The sequence below is a fragment of the Streptomyces sp. NPDC051684 genome, assembly GCF_044453445.1.
Lineage (GTDB): Bacteria > Actinomycetota > Actinomycetes > Streptomycetales > Streptomycetaceae > Streptomyces.
On the sequence record NZ_JBITCS010000020.1, the window covers coordinates 14,474 to 37,552 of the forward strand.

Consider the following 23,079-nt stretch of genomic DNA (forward strand, 5'->3'; position numbering starts at 1 on the left):
AGCCATGCCCGACACTTCCGTGAAGTACGTCGCCGCCATCGACCAGGGCACCACCTCGAGCCGCTGCATCATCTTCAACCAGGACGGTAAGATCGTCGCCGTCGACCAGCGCGAACATCGCCAGATCTTCCCGAAGCCGGGCTGGGTGGAGCACGACGCCACCGAGATCTGGTCCAAGGTCCAGGCCGTGGTCGCGGGCGCGATCGCCAAGGCGGGGCTGCGCGCGGACCAGCTCAGCGCCCTCGGCATCACCAACCAGCGGGAGACGACGGTCCTTTGGGACCGGGCCACCGGCAAGCCCGTGCACAACGCGATCGTGTGGCAGGACACGCGGACCTCCGCGCTCTGCAATGAGCTGGGCGGCTCCGACGGGCAGGACCGCTTCCGCGAGACGACGGGACTGCCCCTGGCGAGCTACTTCTCCGGGCCCAAGGCGGCCTGGCTGCTCGACAACGTGCCGGGCCTGCGGGCCAGGGCCGAGCGCGGCGAGCTGGCCTTCGGCACGATCGACTCATGGCTGATCTGGAACCTCACCGGCGGCACCGACGGCGGCGTGCACGTCACCGACGTCACGAACGCCGGGCGCACCATGCTGATGAGCCTGGAGACCCTCCAGTGGGACCAGTCGATCCTGTCGGCGATGAACGTGCCGGAGTCGCTGCTTCCGGAGATCCGTTCGTCCGCCGAGGTGTACGGCACGGCCGTCGGCCAGCTGGCCGGCGTCCCGGTCGCCTCCGCGCTGGGCGACCAGCAGGCGGCGGTGTTCGGGCAGGCCTGCTACGACACCGGCACCGCGAAGAACACGTACGGGACGGGCAGCTTCCTGCTGCTCAACACCGGTAACAGGCCGGTGCCCTCGAAGAACGGCCTGCTCACCACCATGGGGTACAAGATCGGCTCCGAGGCGCCCGTGTACTGCCTCGAAGGGTCGATCGCGATCACGGGTGCCCTGGTGCAGTGGTTCCGCGACCAGCTCGGCATCATCAAGACCGCCGACGAAATCGAGACGCTCGCGGCCAGCGTGGACGACAACGGCGGCGCGTACATCGTGCCCGCGTTCTCCGGTCTGTTCGCGCCCTACTGGCGCTCCGACGCGCGCGGCGTCGTCACCGGCCTCACCAGGTACGTCACGAAGGCCCACCTCGCGCGCGCCGTCCTGGAGGCGACGAGCTGGCAGACCCGTGAGGTCGTCGACGCGATGTACCAGGACTCCGGGGTGCAGATCACGACCCTGAAGGTCGACGGCGGAATGACCAAGAACAATCTGCTGATGCAGCATCAGGCGGACGTCCTGGGCGTGCCCGTGATCCGCCCCAGGGTCTCCGAGACGACGTGCCTGGGCGCCGCGTACGCTGCTGGGCTCGCGACAGGCGTGTGGAACGACCTGGACGAGCTCAAGGCGCACTGGCAACGCGACGCCGAGTGGTCTCCCTCGATGGACGCGGGCGTCCGGGACCGCGAGTACGACAACTGGCGCAAGGCCGTGGAGAAGAGCTTCGGCTGGCACGAGGACGGGGAAGGCGCGTAGGGCACGTCCACGCGCGTATGTACGCGCGCGTGGTGACGTACAGCCATGCACGCGCGTAGGCGGCGGTTCACACCCCGGTCGGCGGGGGTGTGAGCCGCCGCCGCGCGTGCCGGGGGGGCTCAGGTCGCGGCGGGCTGTCTGCGATCGGCGGCTTCCGCGGCATGGCCGACGACGCCGATCAGGACCTCCTTGACCGACTCCTTGTCGCGCGCGTCGCACAGGATCACCGGGACGTCGGGGTCGAGGTCGAGCGCCTGGCGGACAGCGTCGGCCGGGTGGCGTGCGGCGCCGTCGAAGCAGTTGACGCCGACGATGAACGGTATGGACCGCCGCTCGAAGTAGTCGACCGCGGCGAAGCAGTCCTCCAGGCGGCGGGTGTCCGCGAGGACGACCGCGCCCAGCGCGCCGGTCGCCAACTCGTCCCACAGGAACCAGAAGCGGTCCTGGCCCGGTGTGCCGAAGACGTAGAGCACCAGGTCGTCGCGGAGCGTGATCCGGCCGAAGTCCATCGCCACCGTGGTGGTGCTCTTGCGCTCGACGCCCGCGGTGTCGTCCACGGGACGGCCGGCCTCCGTCAGGACTTCCTCCGTGCGCAGCGGCCGTATCTCGCTGACCGCGCCGACCAGCGTCGTCTTGCCCACGCCGAAGCCGCCCGCCACCAGGATCTTGAGCGTCACGGGCTCGACCGGGGCCTTGCGGCGCTCAGAACGCCCGAAGATCATGACTGTGTCTCTCCTGCCTCGCTGGTGTCGCTGTCTCGGGTACTGCTGCTCGCCTCCGGCGGCCCGTAGCCGCCGCCTCCGGGCGTTTCGACGACGAGTACGTCGCCGGGGGCCACCTCGGCCGTGTCGCTGCCGTCGAGGCGGGTGACGGTGCCGTCCACGCGCTCCACGGAGTTGGCGCCGAGGGCTCCGGGGGCGCCGCCCGCCATCCCGTAGGGCGGCACCCTGCGGTGCTGGGTCAGCGTGGAGACGGTCATCGGTTCACGGAAGCGGATGCGCCGCACCGCACCGTCGCCGCCCGGCCAGCGGCCCGCTCCCCCGCTGCCGCGCCGCACCGAGAACTCCTCCAGGAGGACGGGCAGTCGCCATTCGAGGACCTCGGGGTCGGTGAGCCGCGAGTTGGTCATGTGGGTCTGCACGACGGGAGCGCCGGGGAAGCCGTCACCCGCGCCGGAACCGGAGGCCACGGTCTCGTAGTACTGGTGGCGCGCGTTCCCGAAGGTGATGTTGTTCATCGTGCCGGAGCCCTCGGCCTGCACGCCCAGGGCCCCGTAGAGCGCTCCGGTGATGGCTTGCGACGTCTCCACGTTGCCCGCGACGACCGCGGCGGGCGGCTCGGGCAAGAGGAAGGAGCCGGGCGGTACGACGATGTCGAGGGGGCGCAGGCAGCCGTCGTTGAGCGGGATGTCGTCGCCCACGAGCGTCCGGAAGACGTACAGGACGGCGGCGTTGACGACGGCGAACGGGGCGTTGAAGTTCGTGGCGAGCTGGTCGGAGGTTCCGGTGAAGTCGACGGTGGCGCGGCGCTGTGCGCGGTCCACGCTCACGCGCACACGGATGACCGCGCCGGAGTCGGTCTTGTAGTCGTACTCGCCCTCCTCCAGGGTGTCGATGACACGCCGCACGGATTCCTCGGCGTTGTCCTGTACGTGCTTCATGTAGGCGAGCACGACGTCCAGGCCGAAGTTGTCGATCATGCGGGCGACTTCGTCGACGCCCTTCTGGTTGGCCGCGATCTGCGCGCGCAGGTCGGCGAGGTTCGTCCGCGGGTTGCGGGAGGGGTGGGGCGCCTCCGTCAGCAGGCGCAGCGTCTCCTCCTCGCGGAACCGGCCGGCCTCGACGAGCAGCCAGTTGTCGAAGAGCACGCCCTCTTCGTCGATGGTGCGGCTGTTCGCGGGCATGGAGCCGGGGGCGATGCCGCCGATCTCGGCGTGGTGGCCGCGCGACGCGACGTAGAACAGGATCCGGTCGCCGTCCGTGTCGAAGACCGGGGTGATCACGGTGACGTCGGGCAGGTGCGTACCGCCGTGGTACGGGTCGTTGACGGCGTAGGTATCGCCGGGGCGCATGGTCGAGCAGCGGCGGATGACCTCCTTGACGCTGGTGCCCATCGAGCCCAAGTGCACAGGAATGTGCGGGGCGTTGGCGACCAGACTGCCGTCGGGGTCGAAGAGCGCGCAAGAGAAGTCCAGGCGTTCCTTGATGTTGACGGACTGCGAGGTCGACTCGAGGCGGGCGCCCATCTGCTCGGCGATCGACATGAAGAGGTTGTTGAAGACCTCGAGCCTGACCGGATCGACCTCCGTGCCGGCTTCCGTTCCGTACTCCGCGTAATTTTCCGTGCCGGGCTCGGAACTCTCCGTAATCGCCGACCCTTCCATGACCAGGTGGCCGTCGTCCGCGAGGGCCACCTGCCAGCCCTCGTCGACGACGGTCGTCGAGCCGTCCTCGGCGAGGATCGCCGGTCCCTGGACGGACTCGCCGGGCGTGAGTCGGTCCCGGTGGTGGAGGGGTACGTCCCGCCAGGCTCCGCCGGTGTGCAGGCGGACGGTCGCGGGGGCGTCCGGGGTGCTGGTGCGGGGTGCGAGGTGGGAGAGATCGGGGGGATCGGTCAGACCAGTGGCTTCCACGGAGAGTGATTCGACGACGAGCGGTCGGTCCAGGGAGAAGGAGTAGTGAGCGCGATGACGTTCTTCGAAGGCGCGGGTCATGGCGTCGGGTTCGGCAAGTTGCACGGTGAGCGCGGTGTCCGTGCCGTCATAGCGGAGCTGGGCCCTGCGCACGATCCGGATGCGCTGCTCCGGGACGTCCTCGGCGCGCAGTTCCTCGCGTGCGGCGCTCTCCAGGTCGTCGGCCGTCTTGAGGATGTGCGGCATCGAGGCGGCGTCGACGGCGGCCTCGACGGACTGTTCCCGCATGGCCGTGGTGTCGGCGAGCCCGATGCCGAGCGCCGAGAGGACGCCTGCCATGGGCGGTACGAGGACCGTCCGGATGCCAAGTTCGTCGGCGACCTTGCACGCGTGCTGGCCACCGGCACCACCGAAGGTGGTGAGGGCGTAGCGGGTGACGTCGTGGCCCTTCTGCACGGAGATGCGCTTCACCGCGTTGGCGATGTTCGCCACGGCGACCTGGAGGTAGCCCTCGGCCACCTGCTCAGGGGTGCGCGCGTCACCGGTCCGCTCGCGGATCTCGGCCGCGAGGTCGGCCAAGCGCTCGCGTACGAGACCGTCGTCGAGCGGCTGGTCCCCTTCGGGGCCGAACACCTGGGGAAAGTGGGCAGCTTGGACGCGTCCGAGGGCGACGTTGGCGTCGGTGACCGTGAGCGGTCCGCCGCCCCGGTAGCAGGCCGGCCCCGGCACCGCGCCCGCCGAGTCGGGGCCGACCCGGTAGCGGCTGCCGTCGAAGTGCAGCACGGAGCCGCCGCCTGCCGCGACGGTATGGATGTCCAGCATGGGCGCGCGCAGCCGTACTCCGGCGATCTGCGTGGTCAGGACCCGCTCGTACTCGCCCGCGAAGTGCGAGACGTCGGTGGAGGTCCCGCCCATGTCGAAGCCGATGACGCGGTCGAAGCCCGCGCGCCCCGACATCCGGGCCATACCCACGATGCCGCCCGCGGGTCCGGACAGGATGGCGTCCTTGCCGCGAAACTGACCGGCCTCCGCGAGCCCGCCGTTGGACTGCATGAACATCAGCCGCACATCGGGGAGTTGCTCGGCGACCTGGCGCACGTAGCGGCGCAGGACGGGCGAGAGGTAGGCGTCGACGACGGCCGTGTCGCCCCGTGGCACGACCTTCATGAGCGGGCTGACCTCGCTGGACAGCGAGATCTGGGGGAAGCCGATGCGCTCGGCGAGGGCGCCGATCGCGCGCTCGTGATCCGCGTGCAGATGACTGTGCAGGCAGACGACGGCCACCGCCCGGATGCCGTCTTCGTAGAGTCCGCGCAGCGAGGCTTCGAGGGGGTCGAGGTCGAGCGGCGTGATCACCTCGCCCTGGGCGTCGACACGTTCGTCCACTTCGATGACACGCTCGTGGAGCAGTTCGGGCAGTTCGATGCGGCGGGCGAAGATGTGGGGCCGGTTCTGGTAGGCGATCCGCAGCGCGTCCCGGAAGCCGCGCGTGACGATGAGGGCGGTGGGCTCTCCGCGGCGCTCCAGGAGCGCGTTGGTGGCGACGGTGGTGCCCATGCGCACGGAGTCAACGAGGTCGGCGGGGTCGCCACCGGGCGCCTGGTCCGCGGCCTCGCCCGCCCCTTCGTCCTCACCCTCACCCGCGCCCCCGCCCCCGCCCTCGCCGAGGAGCTCGCGGATCGCGAACACGGCCGGGTCGGCGTAGCGCGACGGATGGTCGGAGAGCAGTTTGTGCGTGACCAGGCGGCCGTCGGGCCGCCGGGCCACGACATCCGTGAAGGTGCCGCCACGGTCGATCCAGAACTGCCAGCCTGCCACGTGTGTCTCCCGCCGTCCGCCCCGTTCCTGTGCCTCGCAGGCTCCGCTGTCGGATCAGAGCGCTCTGAGGCCGTCGATCACGTCGCGGAGAATACTCGTGTCGGGCAGCTGAGCCGGTGGGACCGGCCGCGTCACATGGACGAGTTCGTCGTCGACGAGATCCCCGATGAGGACCCGCACGACTCCGATCGGAAGATCGAGCTCCGCGGCCAGTTCGGCCACGGACTGCGGGGCGTCCTGGCAGAGTTCGACGATGTCGACGTGTTCCGGCGACAGCGTCTGGTCCTTCCCGGGGTCGCCTTCGTGCTGTTCGGCGACGACGACCGCGATCAGATCGAGCCGGTGCTGGGCCGCGCTGGTGGTGCGGCCGCGCGTCATGGCGTACGGGCGTACGACGGGACCCGCGTCGTCGTCGAACCAGTGATGCGTCTCGTGACCGTCTGGTCTCATGTCAACCCACTACCCTCCGGCGGGCAGATCCGTGCGCCGGGCCGTCCCCAGATGCGCTCCGACCCTCTTGACCAGCAGGGTCATCTCGTAGGCGACGAGGCCGACGTCGGAGTCGGCGTCGGACAGGACCGCGAGGCAGCTGCCGTCCCCCGCCGCGGTGACGAACAGGAAGGCCTCGTCGAGTTCGACGACCGTCTGCCGGACGCCGCCCGCCTCGAAGTGCCGGCCCACGCCCTTGGCGAGGCTGTGGAATCCGGAGGCCACGGCGGCGAGGTGTTCGCTGTCCTCGCGGCTGAGCCCTTCGGAAACGCCCGTCGGCAGCCCGTCGCCGGAAAGCACCATCGCCTTGCGGATGCCGGCGACACGCTCGACCAGGTCGTCAAGGAGCCAGTTCAGCTCACCGACGCCTCCGTTGGTGGTCTGCGCATTGGCCTTCGGCGCGGTCATCGACCGTCCCCCTCAGAATTCGTTCCTCGTGCTGTACCGTCGGCGCGCTCATCGCCCGCGGCGTTCTCCGCTCGTCCACGCCGCCAACCGCGCTGGAGCGAGGCCATACGGCTGCGCACCTCGTCGGCGTCCCGGTCGGGCAGTCGTGCGGAGGGAGTCCTGTCTTCGGCCGGTGCCGCGCTGTCGCCGCGCAGGTCCGGTCCGTCCTTCAACTGCGGCGCCAGATTGGCCTGTCGGACGCGGCGGGGCAGACCGCCGGCAGTGGTGCCGGGCGTGCCGCCGGGCTGCGGGGCGTCGGCCACGGGCTCGGGGGCCTCGCGCGGTGCCGGAACCTCCTCCACCGCACGGGCACGGCGCCTGGGGAGATCTGTCGGGGCGTCACGCGGTCCGTCGCCGCTGGCGTCGCTGCCGCTGGCGCCGTTGCCGTTGCCGTTGCCGTTGCCGCGGTCGTGCCGTTCACCAGGTTCGGGCCCGGTGCGGTCGGCCTCGCCGGGCCGGCTGTGGGTCACGGGTCTGCCGTGCGAGCTGACAAGCTTGGGCACGCGGCGGCGCGGGAGCGGCAGTGGCCCGTCCGCACCGGCCGCCGGGTCCTGCCCGTCGCGGTCCCCGGAGCGGCTCGGGCCGCCGGTGCGGCGGGAGATGTCCGTGCGACGGGAGGCGTCCGTGCCATCGGTCCCCGCGCCGTCGTCCTCAGCCTGCTGGTGCTGTTCTCCAGGAGGGCCGACCACGGTGCGGCGGGGGCGGAACAGGCTGCCGCGCTCGCTGTCGTCGTCGCCCAGGGCCCCGGGGAACCGGGTCATGTCGGAGGTCGTCAGCGGGGCCTCGAGCTCGACCGGCCCGTCGACCACGGAGGCCGGCAGACCGGGCAGACCGGGCAGACCGGGCACGGCGCCAGGCTTCGCGCGCGTCACCGACGGGGCCGTGCGGCGGGGCGCGTTGGGCCGGTCGAGACGGAAGCCGGCGCCCTCGGTGTCCGGGGCGTCCGTGAGCAGGGCGTCCGGGATGAAGACGACCGCGGTGGTGCCGCCGTAGGGCGAGGGCTGGAGGGAGACGCGGATGTTCTGCCGCTGGGCGAGGCGGCTGACCACGAACAGGCCGAGTCGGTCGGTGTCGGAGAGCTCGAACTCCGGTGTCTCGGCGAGCCGCAGGTTGGCGTCGAGCAGTGCGTCGGGGGCCATGCCGAGCCCGCGGTCATGGATCTCCAGGGTGAAGCCGTTGGCGACGCGCTCGCCGACCACCTGCACGGCGGTGTGCGGGGGCGAGAACACCGTGGCGTTCTCCAGGAGTTCGGCCACGAGGTGGGTGAGGTCGGCGACGGCGGGCCCGGTCACGGCGATCCGCGGCAGCCGCCGCACCTCGATGCGCTCGTAGTCCTCCACCTCGGCGACGGCCGCGCGCACGATGTCCATGAGCTGGACGGGGCGGCGCCACTGCCGGGACGGAGCGGCGCCGGAAAGGATCACAAGACCCTCCGCGTGGCGGCGCATCCGGGTGGTGAGGTGGTCGAGGCGGAACAGGTCGGCGAGCTCGTCGGTGTCCTCGGTCCTGCGCTCCATGGTGTCGAGCAGGGTCAGCTGCTTGTGCAGCAGGACCTGGCTGCGCCGGGCGAGGTTGACGAAGACCTCGGATACGCCGCGGCGCAGCTCGGACTGCTTGACGGCGGCTTCGACGGCGGACCGCTGCAGGGTGTTGAGCGCCTGGCCGACCTGGCCGATCTCGTCCTTGTCGTATTCGAGGCGCGGCGCCTCGGTCTCCACGTCGACCTCGTCGCCCGCGGCGAGGCGGCGCATCACCCCGGGGAGTCGCACGCCGGAGGCCTCGTGCGCCTCCAGGCGGAGCCGGCGCAGGTCGCGGACGAGTCCGCGGCCGATGCGTACGGACAGATACAGCGAGAAGAGCAGGGCGAGCAGGCCGAGCACTCCGGCGACCCCGGCCCTGACCAGGACGTCGATGGCCTCGGGGCGGGCGCGGTCCTGGTAGCGCTCGGTCGCGGCGGTGTCCCGGTCGACGAGGTCGGAGAGCACCGACTGGGACGCCTTGTCCCAGCTCCGCGCGGTGACGCCCCGGGGTGTGCCGGGCGAACCGTTGACGACCGCTTCCTCCGTGGTGCGCAGCGGGTTGGTGTCCGGGCTCTTCCAGTACCGCTGGTAGCGGGCGCGTTCGGAGTCGGGTAGGAGCGCGAGATTGCTCTCGTAGAGGAGGGAACGCTGGGCGACGAGGTCGGAGACCTGCCGCAGTTCCTGCTGGTTGAACCGGCCGGCGACGAGTCCCGAGCCGACCAGGGCGTCCTCCTGGGACAGGAGTTCGCGTGCCTTGAGCACGCCGACGAGGGCGCGCGCCTGGCGTTCCACCTTCGCGTCGTCGAGGGCCGTGAGGTCGAGCAGGAAGTCGTACGTCGGCGCGATGAGGCGGTTGTAGAACTCGAGGGCCTGGGCGCGGGTCACGGTGCCTTCGTCGACGTTCCGGCGAAGCGACGCGATGCCTTCGAGTCCCTCGACGGCGGCGTCGAGGGAGACCCGGGCGTCGCCGTCCAGGCCCTCGCGGGCGTCGCCGTCGCGCACCTTCTCCTTGATCCGGGTGATCGACTCGTCGGCCGCGGTCCGCTTGGCCCGCAGCGCCGACTGGGCGTCGGAGGCACGGGGATCGGCGAGGTACACGAGCGTCTGGCGGCGTTCCTCCTGCAGGGTGCGGCCCGTGGCGACCAGCGGGTAGGCGACCGAGTCGATCGCCTGGCCCGCGGAGATCAGCTGGACGGCGGCGCGCCCCGTGATCACCGTGGCGAAGGCCCAGATGGCTGTCAGGGACAGCAACGGCACCAGCAACAACGCCACGATCTTCCGGCGGATGGACTTCCCGCGAAAGCGCATGGCCTCCCCCAGATCGACCCCTCTGCCTTCAGGGGCACACATGTGCGTCAACAAACGGCGAGAGCCTACTACTGAGACGGGAGCAACTCGAAGACCTGTCCGGATGACGTCCAGGTGAACTGCGGTGCCGACATCACGAGTTGTCCGGCATTGCAGGAGATTCCCTCCGCCCAGGACAGGTCGTGGCGACAATCACAACCGTCCCCGGCGGCAGAAGAGTTGGCCGGAATCCTGCGCACCGCTCCCCCGGAACAGGCACGTTCGCCGAATCGGGAATCCTCCCGCCCCGTCGTTCGTCTTCATCAGGGACAGACCACTCGACGGCGTAAAGTACGGCAATTCGGGCAGTCACTGTGCAGTGCCGGTGCGGGGGCGTCGGCTGAGGGTCATTGAGGACCCACGAGCGGTGGGGAGTGACGTGGCGATGGGCACGGCGGATCGAAATGGGCTGTGGGTCGAGGAGCCGGCGCGACGGCGCCGCATGCCCGATCCCGTACGGACGTCCGCGGTGCGGGCCGTCCTCATAGTCGCGCTCACGCTGATCCAGGCCATGATCGCCGTGTTCTGCACGCTGACCGACTCCTGGCTGGCCTTCCCGATGGTGCTCAGCAGCGTGGGGAGCACGGTGGTGGCGACGTGGGGCGTCCTGGACGTCTGGATCACACGCCAGGTGTGGAACCAGCGGCACGGCGTGGTCTCGGTCCCGGCCAGCACGGCCCGGCAGTTGCGCAAGGAGCGCCGCCGGGCCCGCCGCGCCGCGCGGTCGCGGCGCGGCGTCGCCCGGCCCGACTCGGTCAACATACGCAGGCGCGGCCGGTCCCGGCAGCTGACCCACACCTGAGCCACCCCGCCCTGAGCCGCCCCGCCGCGCGGCCGGGCGTCAGCTCTCGACAGGCCGCTTGTACATCCGTGTGGCCGTGATCTCGCCGTGCACCGTCTCGCCCTCGGGGTCCTGCTGGGGCAGGCCCGGGCGCAGATGTTCCTCCACGCTGATGTACTTCAGGCCGGCCCGGAGGTCCGCGTCGTTGCGCATCCGGATCACGAGGGGGAACTCGGCGAGCGCCGTCGTGTCGAACAGGCCGGTGGTGTAGAGGAGTTGCACGCCGAGCGCGTCGGACACCGCGCGCTGCAGCTCCAGCAGGTACGTGGCGTTGGCGCGGCCGATCGGGTTGTCGAGGAACAGCGTGCCCGCGTGGCGGTGCTTGTCGCGGCCCCGGTCGTTGGAGCGCAGCGCGGCCATCGTGCAGTACAGGGCGATGGCGGCGGTGAGCAGCTGACCGCCGGAGAACACGTCGCCCATCTGTCCGACGGGGACGCGCTCGGCGCGCAGCACCGCGTCCGGCTTGAGGATCTCGACGGCGACGCCCTTGGGCTGGAGTGCCGCGCTGACGCCGCGCAGCAGCAGGGACATCCCGTCGCGGCGCAGGTCGGAGTTCTTCTTCACGGCCGCGCTGGTCGCTTCGTCGATGACCTCGCCGAGCCGCTCGGTCAGCGTGGCCTGGTCGGGCTCCTCGAAGCGGATCCGCAGGAACTCCTGACCCGACCACTCGCCGAGCCCCTCGGGCAGCCGGGACAGGCGCTGCGCGGAGCGGAGGGTGGCGAGCGAGGACTCCACGAGGCCGCGCAGCCGGTCCACGATCGAGTCGCGGTTGCGCTCCAGCTGGGCCAATTCGTCGGTCAGAACGCGCAGTCGGGGCGCGAACGCGTCGGCCCACTTCTGCGCGTGCTCGGGCAGGGCGGAGGCGGGCAGCTCACGGATCTGCTGACGGGCGGGCGTGCGCACCTGCTCGTAGCGCGTCGAGTTCGCGTGCCGTACGAGGATGTCGCTCGCCTCGCGGACCGCCGCCTCGGCGCCGGACAGGTCGGCGGCGCAGCCCCGCAGCGAGCGCCGGGTCTCGGCCGCGGCCTGGCGGGCCTCCTCCAGAGCGCCGGGGTAGGGCTCCTGCTCGTCCTGCTCGTCGGACGAGTCGGCGTGATCGCGCAGCAGGTCGCGCAGGAGCGCGGCCGTCTCGTCGAAGCCGCCGGCCCCGTCCTCGGCGGCGCGGTGCGCATCAAGGAGTTCGGCGTGGGCCGCGCGGGCGGTGCTCAACGCGTCGGTGCGGGTGGCGAGTTCGGTGGTGGCCGTGCGCAGCAGCGTCTGCGCGTGCTCGGTGTCGGACGGGACGAGGTCCTCGGGCAGTTCCGTGTGCGCTTCGCCGTCCTCGGGCGCGTGCCGCTCGGCCTCGCCGCGCAGTCGGCCGAGCTGCTCGCTGGCGGTGGAGGCGCGGGTCTCCAGGAGCTGGACGAGTTCCTCGGCGCGGGCGGCGGCGGCCTGCCGGGAGGGGCCGTCGGCGCCTTCGGAGGTCTCCAGGAGGGCGGCGGCGCGGGTGCGCACCTTGTTGCTGAGCCGATCCAGCTCGGCGAGCGCGGCGGACTCGTCGGACTCGGCGCGCGCCTGTTCGGCCCGCAGGTCGGCGCCGACGCCCACCTTCTCGTAGACCTGGGACGCGGCCCGGTAGGCCTCGCGCAGCGCGGGCAGCGACGCCTGCGGGGCCGCTCCCTCCGGCACCTCGTCGGGGGCGCCGGCGATCTCGGCTCGCTCGGCGCGCAGGGTGCGGGCGGTGCGGCGGGCGTCGTCGGCGGAGCGCTGGGCGGCGCGGCGGTCCTCGTCGGCCGAACGCGCCTGCTCCAGGCAGGACTGGGCGCGGGCCTCCGACTCGACGGCCTCGTCGGCGAGTTCGCGGACCTTCGCCTGCCAGCCGGCGCGCTCGCGCAGGCGGAACGCGAGCCCGGCGAGCGCGTCGGCGGCGCGGCGGGCCTTCTGCGCCGCCTCCTGCCGCTCGTCGCGCACCCGGGTCGCCTCCGCGGCGGACTCGTCGGCCTCGGCGCGCACGGTACGGGCCTCGGCGAGCTCGGCCTCGGACTCCTCGGCGAACGCCCGGGCCTCATGGGCCGCGGCGGCGAGTTCGGCGAGGCGGCCCGTGGGGCAGCCGGAGCGCCAGGAGGTGAGGCGCGCCGCCAGTTCGCGGTCCTTGGCCAGGCGCCCGGCGAGCGCCCGGATCTCCTCGTCGCGCCGGGCCGCGCGCTCACGCAGCGCCTGCCGCTCCTCGTCCGCGGCGTGCTCGTCGTGCATGGCCGGGTTCGGCGGTACGAGGAAGACGTTCTCGTCCGACGCGTTCTCGGCCGGGGTCGGGGCGAGCAGCGCGGCGGCGGTGCCGACGGCGACGGCGGAGCGGGGCAGCAGGGCCGCCCCGGCGAGCGCCTCGCGGGCCCGCTCGTGGGCCGCCGAGTCGGTGATCACGACGCCGTCGACCAGCTCGGGCCGGGCGGCGAGCACGCGCGCGTGGTCGGCCGGGTCGACGGACTGGGCGAGGTAGCGCCAGCCGGGCAGGGCCGGGATGCCGTGCTCGCCGAGGAACTCGACGGTGGCCAGCACGTCGGGCCCAGGTGGGAGCAGGCCGCCGTCACCGAGGGCGCCCAGGATCCGCGAGTCGTCGGCGGCGGCCGTACGGAGCTCGAACAGCTGCCGCTCGGCGGCCGACACGGTGTCGTCGAGCAGCGTCTTCAGGTCGTCGGCGGCGCGGTCGAGATCCTCGGCGGTGAGCGAGCCACCGGAGCCCTCCTGCGCGTCTCCGTCGGGCTCCCCGGCCTCGGAGGCGGCGAACGGCCCGCCCGCCCCGAGCAGTTCGGCGAGCCGCTCCTCCCCCGCGAGGGAGGCGGCCGCCCGCTCCTCCGCCTGGTGGGCCTGTTCGGCGGCGCTCGCGGCGTCGGCGGCGCGGGCCGCGGTCAGCTCGGCGCGCGACTCGACGGCGGCGGCCTCGCGCGCGTGCTCGGAGGCCCGGCGGGCGGCCTCGCGCGCGGTGTCCCAGGCGGCGACGGTGGTCTTCTCCGCGTCGGCCGCGGCGAGCGCGGCGCGGGCCGGGTCGGCGTCGGGTGCGCTGTCGTCGATCCACCCGGCGCGGACGGCCTCGGCGGTCTCCTGCTCGACCTCGGTCAACCGCTGGCGCAGGTGCCCGAGTTCACTGCGGGCGCGCTGCGCCTCGGTGGCGGCGGCCGTGGCGTCGCGGTGCGCGGTCTCGCCGGCCTCCTGGAGGACGGCGGAGCGCTCCTCCCCCTCGTTCGCGTGCGTCTCGGCCTGCTCGGCGGCGCTGTGCAACGCCCGCACGAGCTCGGACGCGGCCTTGGCGCGGGCCGCGAGCGCGGGGGCGGCGTCGCGCTCGGCCTCGCGGATGGCGACGGCCACGCGCGCGGAGCGGTCCGCGGCGGCGCGGTGGCGCAGGACGGCCTCGGCGGCCTGCCAGGCGGAGTGCAGGTTGCGCGCGTCGGCCAGCTCGCGCTTCTGCGCGGCGGCGGACTTCTCGGCTCCGGCGAGCGCCAAGGAGGCGTGCCGGTACGCGAGTTCGGCGGCGATCAGGGAGCTGCGCTCGCGCGCCGACTCCGCCTCGGTGACGGTGTGCGCGGCGCCGGTGACCTGCTGGGCCAGCTCACCGGCGCGGCCGCGCTCGACGGCGGCGCGGGCCGACAGACGGCGGGCGAGCGTGCGCGTGCGGCGTTCGGCGGCGGTGTGGATGTCCCGCGCGCGTGCCCGCGTGTCGGCGGCCTCCACGATGCGGGTGAGCAGGTCGACGGAGCCCGCGGTGAAGTCGCGCTCGGCGATCAGTTCGGCGCGGCGTCCCAGCTTGTTCCCGAAACCGCTCACCAGGTCGGCGAGCCCGTCCGTGTCCCGCGTGTCGGTCACGGCGCGCAGCAGCAGATCGGTGAAGTCGGAGTCCTTCTTGACGGCGAACAGGCCCGCGGCCTCGCCCTCGTCCGCGTTCATCTCCCGCTGGTAGCGGAAGAGTTCGGGGTCGAGGCCCAGGTCACCGAGGTGCTCGTTCCACCGGTCGTGGATCTCCTCCCAGTGCACCTCGAGGTGCGGGTAGACCTTGACCGCCTCCGTCAGCGCGTCACGGAAGCCCTTCATGGTGCGGCGCCGTCCCTGCGCGCCCGAGGCGCCCTCGGCGGCGGGACGTACGGCGCTGGACTCGGCGACCGGCAGCGAGTCGAGGCTCAGCCCCGGGCCCGGCCGGAAGGAGTACCAGGCTTCGGCGAACTTCCGCGGGTCGTTGGAGACCTGCCGCCCCCGCCACTCGCTCACCTTGCCGACGACGATGCACTCGCCGGTGAGCGTGTGCTGCCACTCCAGGGCGACGTGTCCGCAGTCGTCGGCGAGGAGGAACTTGCGCAGCACACCGGAGCTGGCGCCGCCCAGCGTGTTCCGGTGGCCGGGCAGCATGACCGAGAAGATCAGCTTGAGCAGGACCGACTTGCCGCCGCCGTTCTCCAGGAAGAGCACACCGGCCGGCGCGGGGCGGCGCGGCGGGCCGACGGGCTCGTCCTCGAAGAACTCCGCCTGGGTGGGCGCGGGGTCGGGCACGGACTCGCCGACTCCGCGCAGGTCAAGCACGGTGTCGGCGTAGCGTGCACCGGCGGGCCCGATGGAGTAGAGGCGAACCCGGGACAGCTCGTACATGGCGGACTCTCGTGGTAGGTACGGAAGTTCAGAAGGTCAGGAGTGGAACGGCAGGCCCGCGTCGGCGGCGAGCTCCGTCGCGTCCTCGTCCATGGGCGGCACCAGGCTCGCGGACCCGTCGGTGACGGGAACGACGCCCAGTTCGAGGAGTTCCGCCATCGCGGCCGTGCCGGCCATGTCGCGGACCTGGAGCTGGTAGCGCGCGGTGGTGCGGTACGTGCCGCCCGAGTCGTCGCCGGTTCTCTGCAGGAAGCCGGAGTCGGTGAGGAACGCGACGGCCTTGCCGACGATGCCGGTCGTCGAACTGGCGAGGCGGCGCGTGTCCTTGGTGGCCCCGGTGGAGCTGCGCCGCGCCCAGATCCGCCAGGCGGCCTCGAGCCCGGGGGCCTCGGTGGCCGGGTCGGTGTTCTCGCCGGTCTCCTCGGCGCGCTCCTCCAGCTTGCGGCAGGCCTGCCGGACGAAGGCGTCCACGCCGTTGACACTCACGCGGCCGATGTAGCCGTCGTCGGCGAGGTCCTCGGGGCGCGGGAAGGCGAGCGCGGCGACCGCGAGATGGGCGAGGCCGTGCAGGAAGCGGTCGGTGGAGTCGGCGGCCGCCTTGCGCGCGTAGTCGCCCATGCGGACCGCGAACACTGAGTCCTCGGCGGCGGTCACGGCCATCCCCGCGCGCGGGGACACCTCCAGGACGACGAGACCGAGCCCGGTGGCGACGGCGTCGGCGAGCCGCGCGAAGGGCGGGTCCTCGCGATAGCGGCGCAGCAGCTCGCCGTACTCCTGGTCGCGGGAGGGCTGCAGCTTCGGCTGGAGGCCGAAGGAGACGAGCCGGGCCGCGTCCGCGGCGTCGGCCGGGGTGACGGGCGCCTGGGCCCTGGCCGAGCCCGAAGCGTCGGGCTCGCCCCATTCGGCGTGCTCTTCGGCGTACTCGGTCACGGGTGGTGCTCCTTCAGGGGTTCTGCGTGTTGTACGTGTTCTACGGGGACGTGGGCCGGCATCACGCGGCCTCCGTCCGGTCCGCTGCCATCCCGACCGCGTCGAGCAGGGCCGTGCCGACGATGAGGTCGGCGCCGCCGAACTCCGGGTCGTCGAGCTGCGTTCCGTCGTCCACGGCGAACAGCAGCTTCTCCTCGCCCTGCCGGTAGGCGGTGCCGACCGGCGGGCTCGCGGCGTGCACCGCCAACAGGGCCACCAGATACGGCAGTTCGGCATCGCGCTTGCGGGCGTCGGCAAGCAGCCCGGACAGCCGGCGCGGCGCGTCGGAGGGCAGGTCGAGCAGCTCCATGGCGCCCGCGAGCTGTTCCTCGCTGAACCGGCTGTCGTCCGGCGTGGCGATGAGGTCCGGCTCGGGCATCTCCGCACCGAGGTGCTCGCGCTCCTGGGGAGGCGTGAGCAGTATGTCGACCAGGTCGCCGACGCGAACGGACACGGGCGTACGGAGCCCGGTGCCCCGCGCGAAGAACGCGTCGGTCGCCCTGCTCGCGCGCTCCACCGAAAGCGGCAGCAGCGGCGCGAGGAGCTGCCCGTACAGGTCGAGACCCGCGCGCGCGGAGGGCGCCGTGAAGGCCTGCCGGTCCTGCTCGGCGCGGAACAGCGGGCCCGCCTCCAGGAGGCGCGACTGCAACTGGGTGTGGCGGCGGATGCAGTCCTTGACGATGTCGACGAGCTCGGCGGCGCGGCGTTTTTGCTCCGGGTCCTCCGACTCGTCGCGCGCCTTGCGGATGTTGGTCAGGATCGCGTTCTCGTGCCGGTAGCGGTCCGCCACGTGGTCGAGCGCCTCGGCGATCATGTCGGGCACGGCCCGCAGCCAGTCGACGGCGCGCACATTGCGCCGCGTCGCGTCCAGCGCCTTGCGGAGCGTCTCCGAGTACTGCACGGTCCGGTACCTGGCCTGCTCGGCGGCGAGCTGCGCGTCGGCGAGCCGGCCGCGGCTGATCAGCACCTCCAGCTTGACCTCGGCGGCGATCTGCGCGCTGGTGACGTCGGTGTCGAGCGCACCGACCAGCACGTTCACCGCCTCGTCCGTCGTGCGGAGGTAGACGCTGCCGCCGTAGCCGGGGACTTCCTCGATCAGCTTGAAGTCGTAGTCACGCCGTACGTAGGAGCCGTCCGGCGCGAACGTGCCGTACACGGCGCGGAAGCCGCGGTCCACGCTGCCGACGTTGATCAGGTTCTCCAGGACCCAGCGGGCCACCCGCTCGTGCTCGGCGGCGGGCCGCTGCGGGGCCTGCGCCGCGATGCGGGGGACGAGCCTGGCCACTATCTGCTCGTGGTCGGCGCCCGTGTCGAAGTCCATGTTCAGCGTGACGAGGTCGATGGCGGACAGCGCCACCTCCGCCATCCCGTACGTCGAGTACTCGCCCGCGAGGTTGGCCTTGCGCACGTCCAGGTCGTGCAGCGGCGCGGTGCACGCGAGCGCGCGAAGCCTCCGCGCGAGCCCTTCGTCGGCGGCCGGGCCCAGTGCGGGGCGCGGCCCCGCGCTGAGCTGGGGCGGAACGGATTCCGTGCTGGCAGGCGAAGTCACGGAGCACAGGGTATGCGCTGGGTCTGACAACGGTCGAAACGGCGCAGATGCGACGGCTTTCGGGCCCGCTCGTCACGGGCCCGGACGGGCCGCTATCCGTCCTTCGGCAGCCGCTGTCGGTAGGCCTCGACGAGCCCCTCGCGCGAGTCGTCGAGGTACTCGCCGAGGAGGGTCTCGGCCGTGTCCCTGCGGCCCTCCCGCAGCATCTCCACGAGTTCCAGATTGCGCGCCAGGTACGGCTCGTGGAGCCGCTGCGGGTCGTCCACGACGTGGAAGGCGAGCCGCAGCTCGGCCAGGACACTGCGCATCAGTTCGTCGGTGCGCTCGCTGCGCGCCAGGGCGACGAGTTCGCGGTGGAAGTGGATATTGGCGGTCGAGACGCTCTTCCACTCGCGCCGCTCGGCCGCCCGGTGCCCGTCGGCGACGGCTCCCGCGACGCCGTCGAGCGCGTACGGCGGGTCCCCCAGGGATCGCACGACGGCGCACTCGACCATGCGTCGGGTCAGGTAGATGTCCTCGACGTCGTCGACGCTCAGGACGCGCACGAAGACCCCGCGGTTCAGCCGGTGTTCGAGCAGCCGCTCGTGGGTGAGCAGCCGGAACGACTCACGGAGCGTGTTCCGCGACACCCCGAGGGCGCCGCCGATGCTGTCCTCCGACAGCCGCGTGCCGGGCGGGAAGTAGCCTTCCGCGATCCGGTTGCGCAGGATGTCCGCGACGCGCTCCGCGGTGCTGGTGCGCCCCAGCAGCGCGCGGTCGTCCGCGAGAGCGTTGAGTTCGTCCATGGCCACGGCCGAATTCAAGCGCAGTTCCGGGGACGAGACAACGTGGGGATCGACGGATCGTTCAACGAGACCCTGAAGGGTTCAGGACACGACCGCCTCCAACGCCGTGAGCAGCCGCTCCACGTCCTCCGCGCTGCTGTAGGGGGCGAGGCCCACCCGGACGCCGCCCGTGTCCCCGAGGCCGAGCCGCCTGGAGGCCTCCAGCGCGTAGAAGGAACCGGCCGGGGCGTCGATGCCGTGGTCGGCGAGCCGCCGGGAGATCTCGGCCGGGCTGTGGCCCTCCACGGTGAACAGGAGGGTCGGGGTGCGCCGCCGCGCACGCGAGTACAGGGTGACGCCGGCGAGGTCCGCGAGCCCCTGCTCCATGCGCCGACGCAGCGCGTCCTCGTGCTCCTCCAGGGCCGCGAAGGAGGCGACGAGGCGTTCCCTGCGGCTGCCGCCCGGCGCTCCGCCCAGGTCGGCGAGGAAGTCCACGGCGGCCCGCGCGCCGGCCAACAACTCATAGGGAAGCGTGCCGAGTTCGAAGCGCTCCGGAACGGCGTCGCTGGACGGCAGCAGCTTGTCGGGCCGCAAGGAGTCGAGCAGTTCGGCGCGGCCGGTCAGGACGCCCAGGTGCGGGCCGAGGAACTTGTACGGCGAGCAGACCAGCGTGTCCGCGCCGAGCGCCGCCAGCTCGACCGCGGCATGCGAGGCATAGTGCACCGCGTCCACGTGGAACAGGCCGCCCGCCGCGTGGGTGAGGGCGGCCAGAGCCGGCAGGTCGGGACGCGTGCCTATCAGGTTGGAGGCGGCTGTCACGGCCACCAGGCGGGTACGTTCCGAAAGCACCGCCTCGAGGTGCTCGGGCCGCAGCTCCCCGGTCTCCGGGTCGAAGTCGGCCCACCGTACGGTGGCGCCCGCCGCCTCGGCCGCCTGGATCCACGGGCGGATGTTGGAGTCGTGGTCGAGCCGGGTGACGACCACCTCGTCGCCTGGCCGCCAGGTCTTGGCGAGCGTCCGGGACAGGTCGTAGACGAGCTGTGTGGCGCTGCGCCCGAACACGACGGTCCCGGGCGTGGTGCCGAGCAGGTCGGCCAGCGCCGCGCGGGCCCCGGCGACGATGTCGTCCGCGTTGCGCTCACCCTCCGTGGTGCGCCCCCGGTTCGCCAGAGGGCCGGAGAGCGCGGCGGCCACGGCGTCGATGACCGGCGCGGGGGTCTGGGTGCCGCCCGGGGCGTCGAATCGGGCCGTGCCCGACTTCAGGGCGGGGATCTGGGCGCGGACGGCCGCGATGTCGAGGGCCATGACTCAACTCCTATGGTGCGTAGGCGATGCGGGGCCCGCGCCCGGTCAGGGGCAGACCTCGCACGGCTGGCTCGTACCCGGAGCCGCTCCCGCGACTCCCGTCCCATGATCGCAAGCCGGGAGCGGCACCTCCAGACCCGAGACCGAGGCGAGCGCCGCCGCGACCCCGGCCGAGGCCCGCAGGTCGAGCCGGGCACCGGTGCCCCGCATGTCGTGCCGCACCTCGTCCGCGGCGAGCGCGAGGAGCCCGGGCAGCAGGTCGGCGCAGCGGCGCGCGACCCAGCCGGTGCCCGCCGTGGCGAGCCACCACAGGCCCGCGGCGCGGGTCGGTCCCGGCCGCTCCGGTTCGACGTCGGGCGCCGGGCCGAGCGCCTTCCCGGTGGCGGCGAGCACAGCGTGGAAGCGGGCCGCGAACTGGCGGTGCCCGCGCTCACCGGGGTGCAGCCGGTCCGCGCTCCACAGGGCGCGGTCGGCCGCCCAGTGGGCGCCTGCGGCGTGCAGATGGACGGCTCCGTGGCGTTCGGACAGGGCGTGGACCACGGAGTTGACCCCACGCTGTCGACGCGCGAGCGGGCGTGCCAGGGCGCCGGGCAGCCCCAACAGGGTGCCGGGGTCCGGCAGGCAGGCGGTGAGCAGGAGGGCGCCGCGCCCGGCGAGCGCCCCGTACACGGCGTCCAGATGGGCGGCGACGGCCTCGATGTCGAAGGCGGCGCGCAGCGTGTCGTTGACGCCGACCACCACGGACGCGACATCGGGAGCGAACTCCAGCGCACGGGGCGACTGCCGTGTGAGTACGTCGGAGGTCTGCGCCCCGCTGGTCGCGAAGTTGCGGAACTCCACGGGTACTTCGGCGGGTGTCAGGCCGTCGGCGAGCAGCGCGGCCCAGCCCCGCCAGCCGCTGCCGACCGGATCGCCGACGCCCTCGGTGAGCGAGTCGCCGAGCGCGGCGAACCTGAGCGCCTTCATGCCGTGCCTCCGAGCGGCACCCGGGCGGGAGCGTCGTGCGCCGCCAGGAAGGCGGCCACGGCGGCGTCCCAGCCGAAGCACTCGGCACGCGCGCGTGCCCGCGCCCTGCGCTGCCACAGGGGCCGCTCGAGCACCTCCCGGACGGCGTCCGCGAAGGCCGCGCCGCTGTCCTCGGCCACCGCCCCGGCCCCGCCGACCACTTCGGGCAACGCCGAGGACGCGCTGACGACGACGGGTGTTCCGCAGGCCAGCGCTTCGAGAGCGGCGAGCCCGAACGTCTCGGCGGGCCCCGGCGCCAGGCACACCTCGGCCGTGGCCTGAAGAGCAGCGAGCGTGGCCGGGTCGGCGACGTGCCCGAGGAAGTCGACCGGCAACCGCCGCGCCCGCGCGCGTTGTTCGAGCCGCGTACGCAACGGCCCCTCCCCCGCCACGACGAGCCGGGCGGGCACTCCGGACCGGCGCAGCCGCTCCACCGTGTCGAGACCGATGCCCGGCCTCTTCTCCACGGACAGCCGTGTGCACATGAAGAGCAGCACCTCGTCCACGCGCGCGTGGGCCGCGCGTATCCGCTTGCTGTGCTCCCCCGGCCGGCACCGCACGAGATCGACGCCGAGCGGGGCCCGCGCCACGTTGCGCGCTCCGATCCGCACGAATTCGCGCTCGGCCCACTCCGTGGTGCACACCACGCGCGTGTAGGCGTGCGCCGTACGGACGTTGAGCACGTCGGCGGCCCGCCGCGCGGCGCGCTCGGGCAGGCCCCACGTGCGCAGCACGCCATGGGCGGTCTCGTGGGACACCATCACGGCGGGCACCCGCGCGCGGCGTGCCCACTCACCGGTCCAGCGCAGGGTCGTCCGGTCCGACACCTCAAGGCGGTCCGGGCACGACCGCTCCAACGTCCGTGCCACGCGCTGCCGGTCGGTCAGGACGCGATAGCCGCCGCTCGCGGGGAGCGGCGCCCCCGGCAACGTGATGACGCGCCCCTGCGGCGTCTCCGTGTCCGACGGGCGCTCCCCCGGCACGATCAGCACCGGCTCGTGCCCGGCCGCCAGATACCCCGCGCCCAGCTCCCGCAGCGCGGTCCGCAGCCCGCCGGAAGCGGGTGCGACGAAGTTCGCGATCCGTACGATCCGCAGTCGCCCGCTCATGCCGCCACCGCCCCCGTCCCGGCCGACCGCGCGTGCAGCACGTCTGCGTAGTGCTCGACCAGGAGGTCGCCCACGGCCTCCCAACTGCGCCCGGCCACCGCGGCGCGGCCCGCGCTCCCGTATGCGGAGCGCAGCCCGGGATCGCCGGCGAGCGCCCACACGGCGTCGCGCAGCGCCTCCGCGTCGCCGGGCGGCACGAGGAGCCCGGTCCTGCCGTGCGCGACGAGGTCGAGCGGCCCGCCGGCTGCCGGGGCGATCACCGGCACGCCGCTCGCCATCGCCTCCTGCACGGTCTGGCAGAACGTTTCGTGGGGACCGGTGTGTGCGAACACATCCAAGGAGGCGAAGATCCGCGCGAGTTCGTCCCCGGTGCGCCGTCCCAGGAAGACCGCGTCGGGCAGGGCGCCGCGCAGGGAGGCCTCGCTCGGCCCGTCGCCCACCACGACGACCCGCACCCCCTCCAGGCCGGACACCCGCGCCAGCAGCTCGACGTGCTTCTCCGGCGCGAGCCGCCCCACGTATCCGACGAGCAGCTCCCCGCGCGGCGCCAGGTCGGCGCGGAGCAGCTCACAGCGCCGCTCCGGCCGGAACCGCACGGCGTCGACCCCACGCGGCCACAGCCGCACCCGCGGCACCCCGTGCGCCTCCAGGTCGCGCTGTGCGGCGGTGGAGGGCGCCAGCGTCCGGTCGGCCGCGGCGTGCACGGAGCGGATGCGTCGCCAGGCCGCGCCCTCACCGGCCCCTACGTAAGTGCGCGCGTAGCCCGCCAGGTCGGTCTGGTAGACGGCCACGGCGGGCACACGCTGCCGGGTCGCGGCCGCCATGCCGCGCATGCCGAGCACGAACGGGCTGGCCAGGTGGACGAGTTCGGCCCGGTGCGCGGCCACGGTCTGGGCGAGGCGGCGCCCCGGCAGTGCGACGCGGACCTGCGGATAGCCGGGCAGCGGGAGGGACGGCACCCGGACGACGGGGCAGGGCGCCGCCGCGTCCGCCTCCGGTCCGGCGGGGGTGGCGGGGGCGACGACGAGCGGGTCGTGGCCGCGGGCGGCGAGGTATCGAGCGGTCTGCAGGGCGCAGTGCGCCACACCGTTGATGTCGGGAGGGAAGGACTCGGAAACGATGACGACACGCATACGGGCTTTGTC

Annotated in this window: 15 protein-coding genes; 2 read left to right on the top strand and 13 right to left on the bottom strand. The window is 73.1% G+C overall.

The window, feature by feature from the left end; all coding sequences use genetic code 11:
• Positions 1-4: 4 nt before the first annotated feature.
• On the top strand, positions 5-1,528 hold the full coding sequence (gene glpK / locus ACIA8D_RS23835) for a glycerol kinase GlpK (RefSeq protein WP_399235216.1): 1,524 nt from the start codon (positions 5-7) through the stop codon (positions 1,526-1,528).
• Positions 1,529-1,647: 119 nt separating this feature from the next.
• On the opposite strand, the gene ACIA8D_RS23840 is transcribed toward glpK, so the two are convergent.
• The 5 genes from ACIA8D_RS23840 to ACIA8D_RS23860 are packed head-to-tail and all read right to left on the bottom strand — an operon-like array spanning position 1,648 to position 9,742.
• Positions 1,648-2,250 carry a GTP-binding protein gene (locus tag ACIA8D_RS23840; RefSeq protein ID WP_399235218.1) on the bottom strand — a complete coding sequence of 201 codons (603 nt, stop codon included), beginning with the start codon at positions 2,248-2,250 and terminating at the stop codon, positions 1,648-1,650.
• Entirely contained in the window at positions 2,247-5,978 is a 3,732-nt protein-coding gene (locus tag ACIA8D_RS23845) for a hydantoinase B/oxoprolinase family protein (protein WP_399235220.1), read from the bottom strand. Before ACIA8D_RS23845 ends, ACIA8D_RS23840 begins: the two co-directional genes overlap by 4 nt.
• A gap of 54 nt (positions 5,979-6,032) precedes the next feature.
• Complete coding sequence (locus ACIA8D_RS23850) at positions 6,033-6,428, bottom strand: DUF742 domain-containing protein (protein ID WP_399235222.1); 396 nt, start codon at positions 6,426-6,428, stop codon at positions 6,033-6,035.
• Positions 6,429-6,437: 9 nt separating this feature from the next.
• Positions 6,438-6,875: a roadblock/LC7 domain-containing protein gene (locus tag ACIA8D_RS23855; RefSeq protein ID WP_399235223.1), complete on the bottom strand. Its 438-nt coding sequence runs from the start codon at positions 6,873-6,875 to the stop codon at positions 6,438-6,440.
• Positions 6,872-9,742, bottom strand: a complete 2,871-nt coding sequence (locus ACIA8D_RS23860; protein ID WP_399235225.1) for a nitrate- and nitrite sensing domain-containing protein — start codon at positions 9,740-9,742, stop codon at positions 6,872-6,874. Before ACIA8D_RS23860 ends, ACIA8D_RS23855 begins: the two co-directional genes overlap by 4 nt.
• A gap of 388 nt (positions 9,743-10,130) precedes the next feature.
• Here ACIA8D_RS23860 and ACIA8D_RS23865 point away from each other — a divergent pair, with 388 nt between their 5' ends.
• Positions 10,131-10,583 carry a hypothetical protein gene (locus ACIA8D_RS23865; protein ID WP_399235438.1) on the top strand — a complete coding sequence of 151 codons (453 nt, stop codon included), beginning with the start codon at positions 10,131-10,133 and terminating at the stop codon, positions 10,581-10,583.
• Positions 10,584-10,622: 39 nt separating this feature from the next.
• On the opposite strand, the gene ACIA8D_RS23870 is transcribed toward ACIA8D_RS23865, so the two are convergent.
• The 8 genes from ACIA8D_RS23870 to ACIA8D_RS23905 all read right to left on the bottom strand — a co-directional run bounded on the left by ACIA8D_RS23870 (position 10,623) and on the right by ACIA8D_RS23905 (position 23,067).
• Positions 10,623-15,233, bottom strand: coding sequence for a hypothetical protein (locus ACIA8D_RS23870; RefSeq protein WP_399235227.1), 4,611 nt, complete (start codon positions 15,231-15,233; stop codon positions 10,623-10,625).
• Between the two features lie 36 nt (positions 15,234-15,269).
• The gene (locus ACIA8D_RS23875) at positions 15,270-16,163 is read right to left on the bottom strand and encodes a hypothetical protein (protein WP_399235228.1); all 894 of its coding nucleotides are present in this window, start codon (positions 16,161-16,163) and stop codon (positions 15,270-15,272) included.
• Positions 16,164-16,224: 61 nt separating this feature from the next.
• Positions 16,225-17,751 carry a hypothetical protein gene (locus ACIA8D_RS23880; protein ID WP_399235230.1) on the bottom strand — a complete coding sequence of 509 codons (1,527 nt, stop codon included), beginning with the start codon at positions 17,749-17,751 and terminating at the stop codon, positions 16,225-16,227.
• A 92-nt stretch (positions 17,752-17,843) separates the two neighbouring features.
• Positions 17,844-18,536: a GntR family transcriptional regulator gene (locus tag ACIA8D_RS23885; protein ID WP_399235439.1), complete on the bottom strand. Its 693-nt coding sequence runs from the start codon at positions 18,534-18,536 to the stop codon at positions 17,844-17,846.
• 81 nt (positions 18,537-18,617) lie between these two features.
• Positions 18,618-19,820, bottom strand: coding sequence for a cysteine desulfurase-like protein (locus ACIA8D_RS23890; RefSeq protein ID WP_399235232.1), 1,203 nt, complete (start codon positions 19,818-19,820; stop codon positions 18,618-18,620).
• Positions 19,821-19,865: 45 nt separating this feature from the next.
• Positions 19,866-20,786 (bottom strand): SGNH/GDSL hydrolase family protein, encoded by a 921-nt coding sequence (locus tag ACIA8D_RS23895; protein ID WP_399235234.1) that lies wholly within the window; start codon positions 20,784-20,786, stop codon positions 19,866-19,868.
• On the bottom strand, positions 20,783-21,934 hold the full coding sequence (locus tag ACIA8D_RS23900) for a glycosyltransferase (protein WP_399235236.1): 1,152 nt from the start codon (positions 21,932-21,934) through the stop codon (positions 20,783-20,785). The genes ACIA8D_RS23895 and ACIA8D_RS23900 overlap by 4 nt, the downstream gene beginning before the upstream one ends.
• On the bottom strand, positions 21,931-23,067 hold the full coding sequence (locus ACIA8D_RS23905) for a glycosyltransferase family 4 protein (protein ID WP_399235239.1): 1,137 nt from the start codon (positions 23,065-23,067) through the stop codon (positions 21,931-21,933). The genes ACIA8D_RS23900 and ACIA8D_RS23905 overlap by 4 nt, the downstream gene beginning before the upstream one ends.
• Between the last annotated feature and the right edge of the window lie 12 nt (positions 23,068-23,079).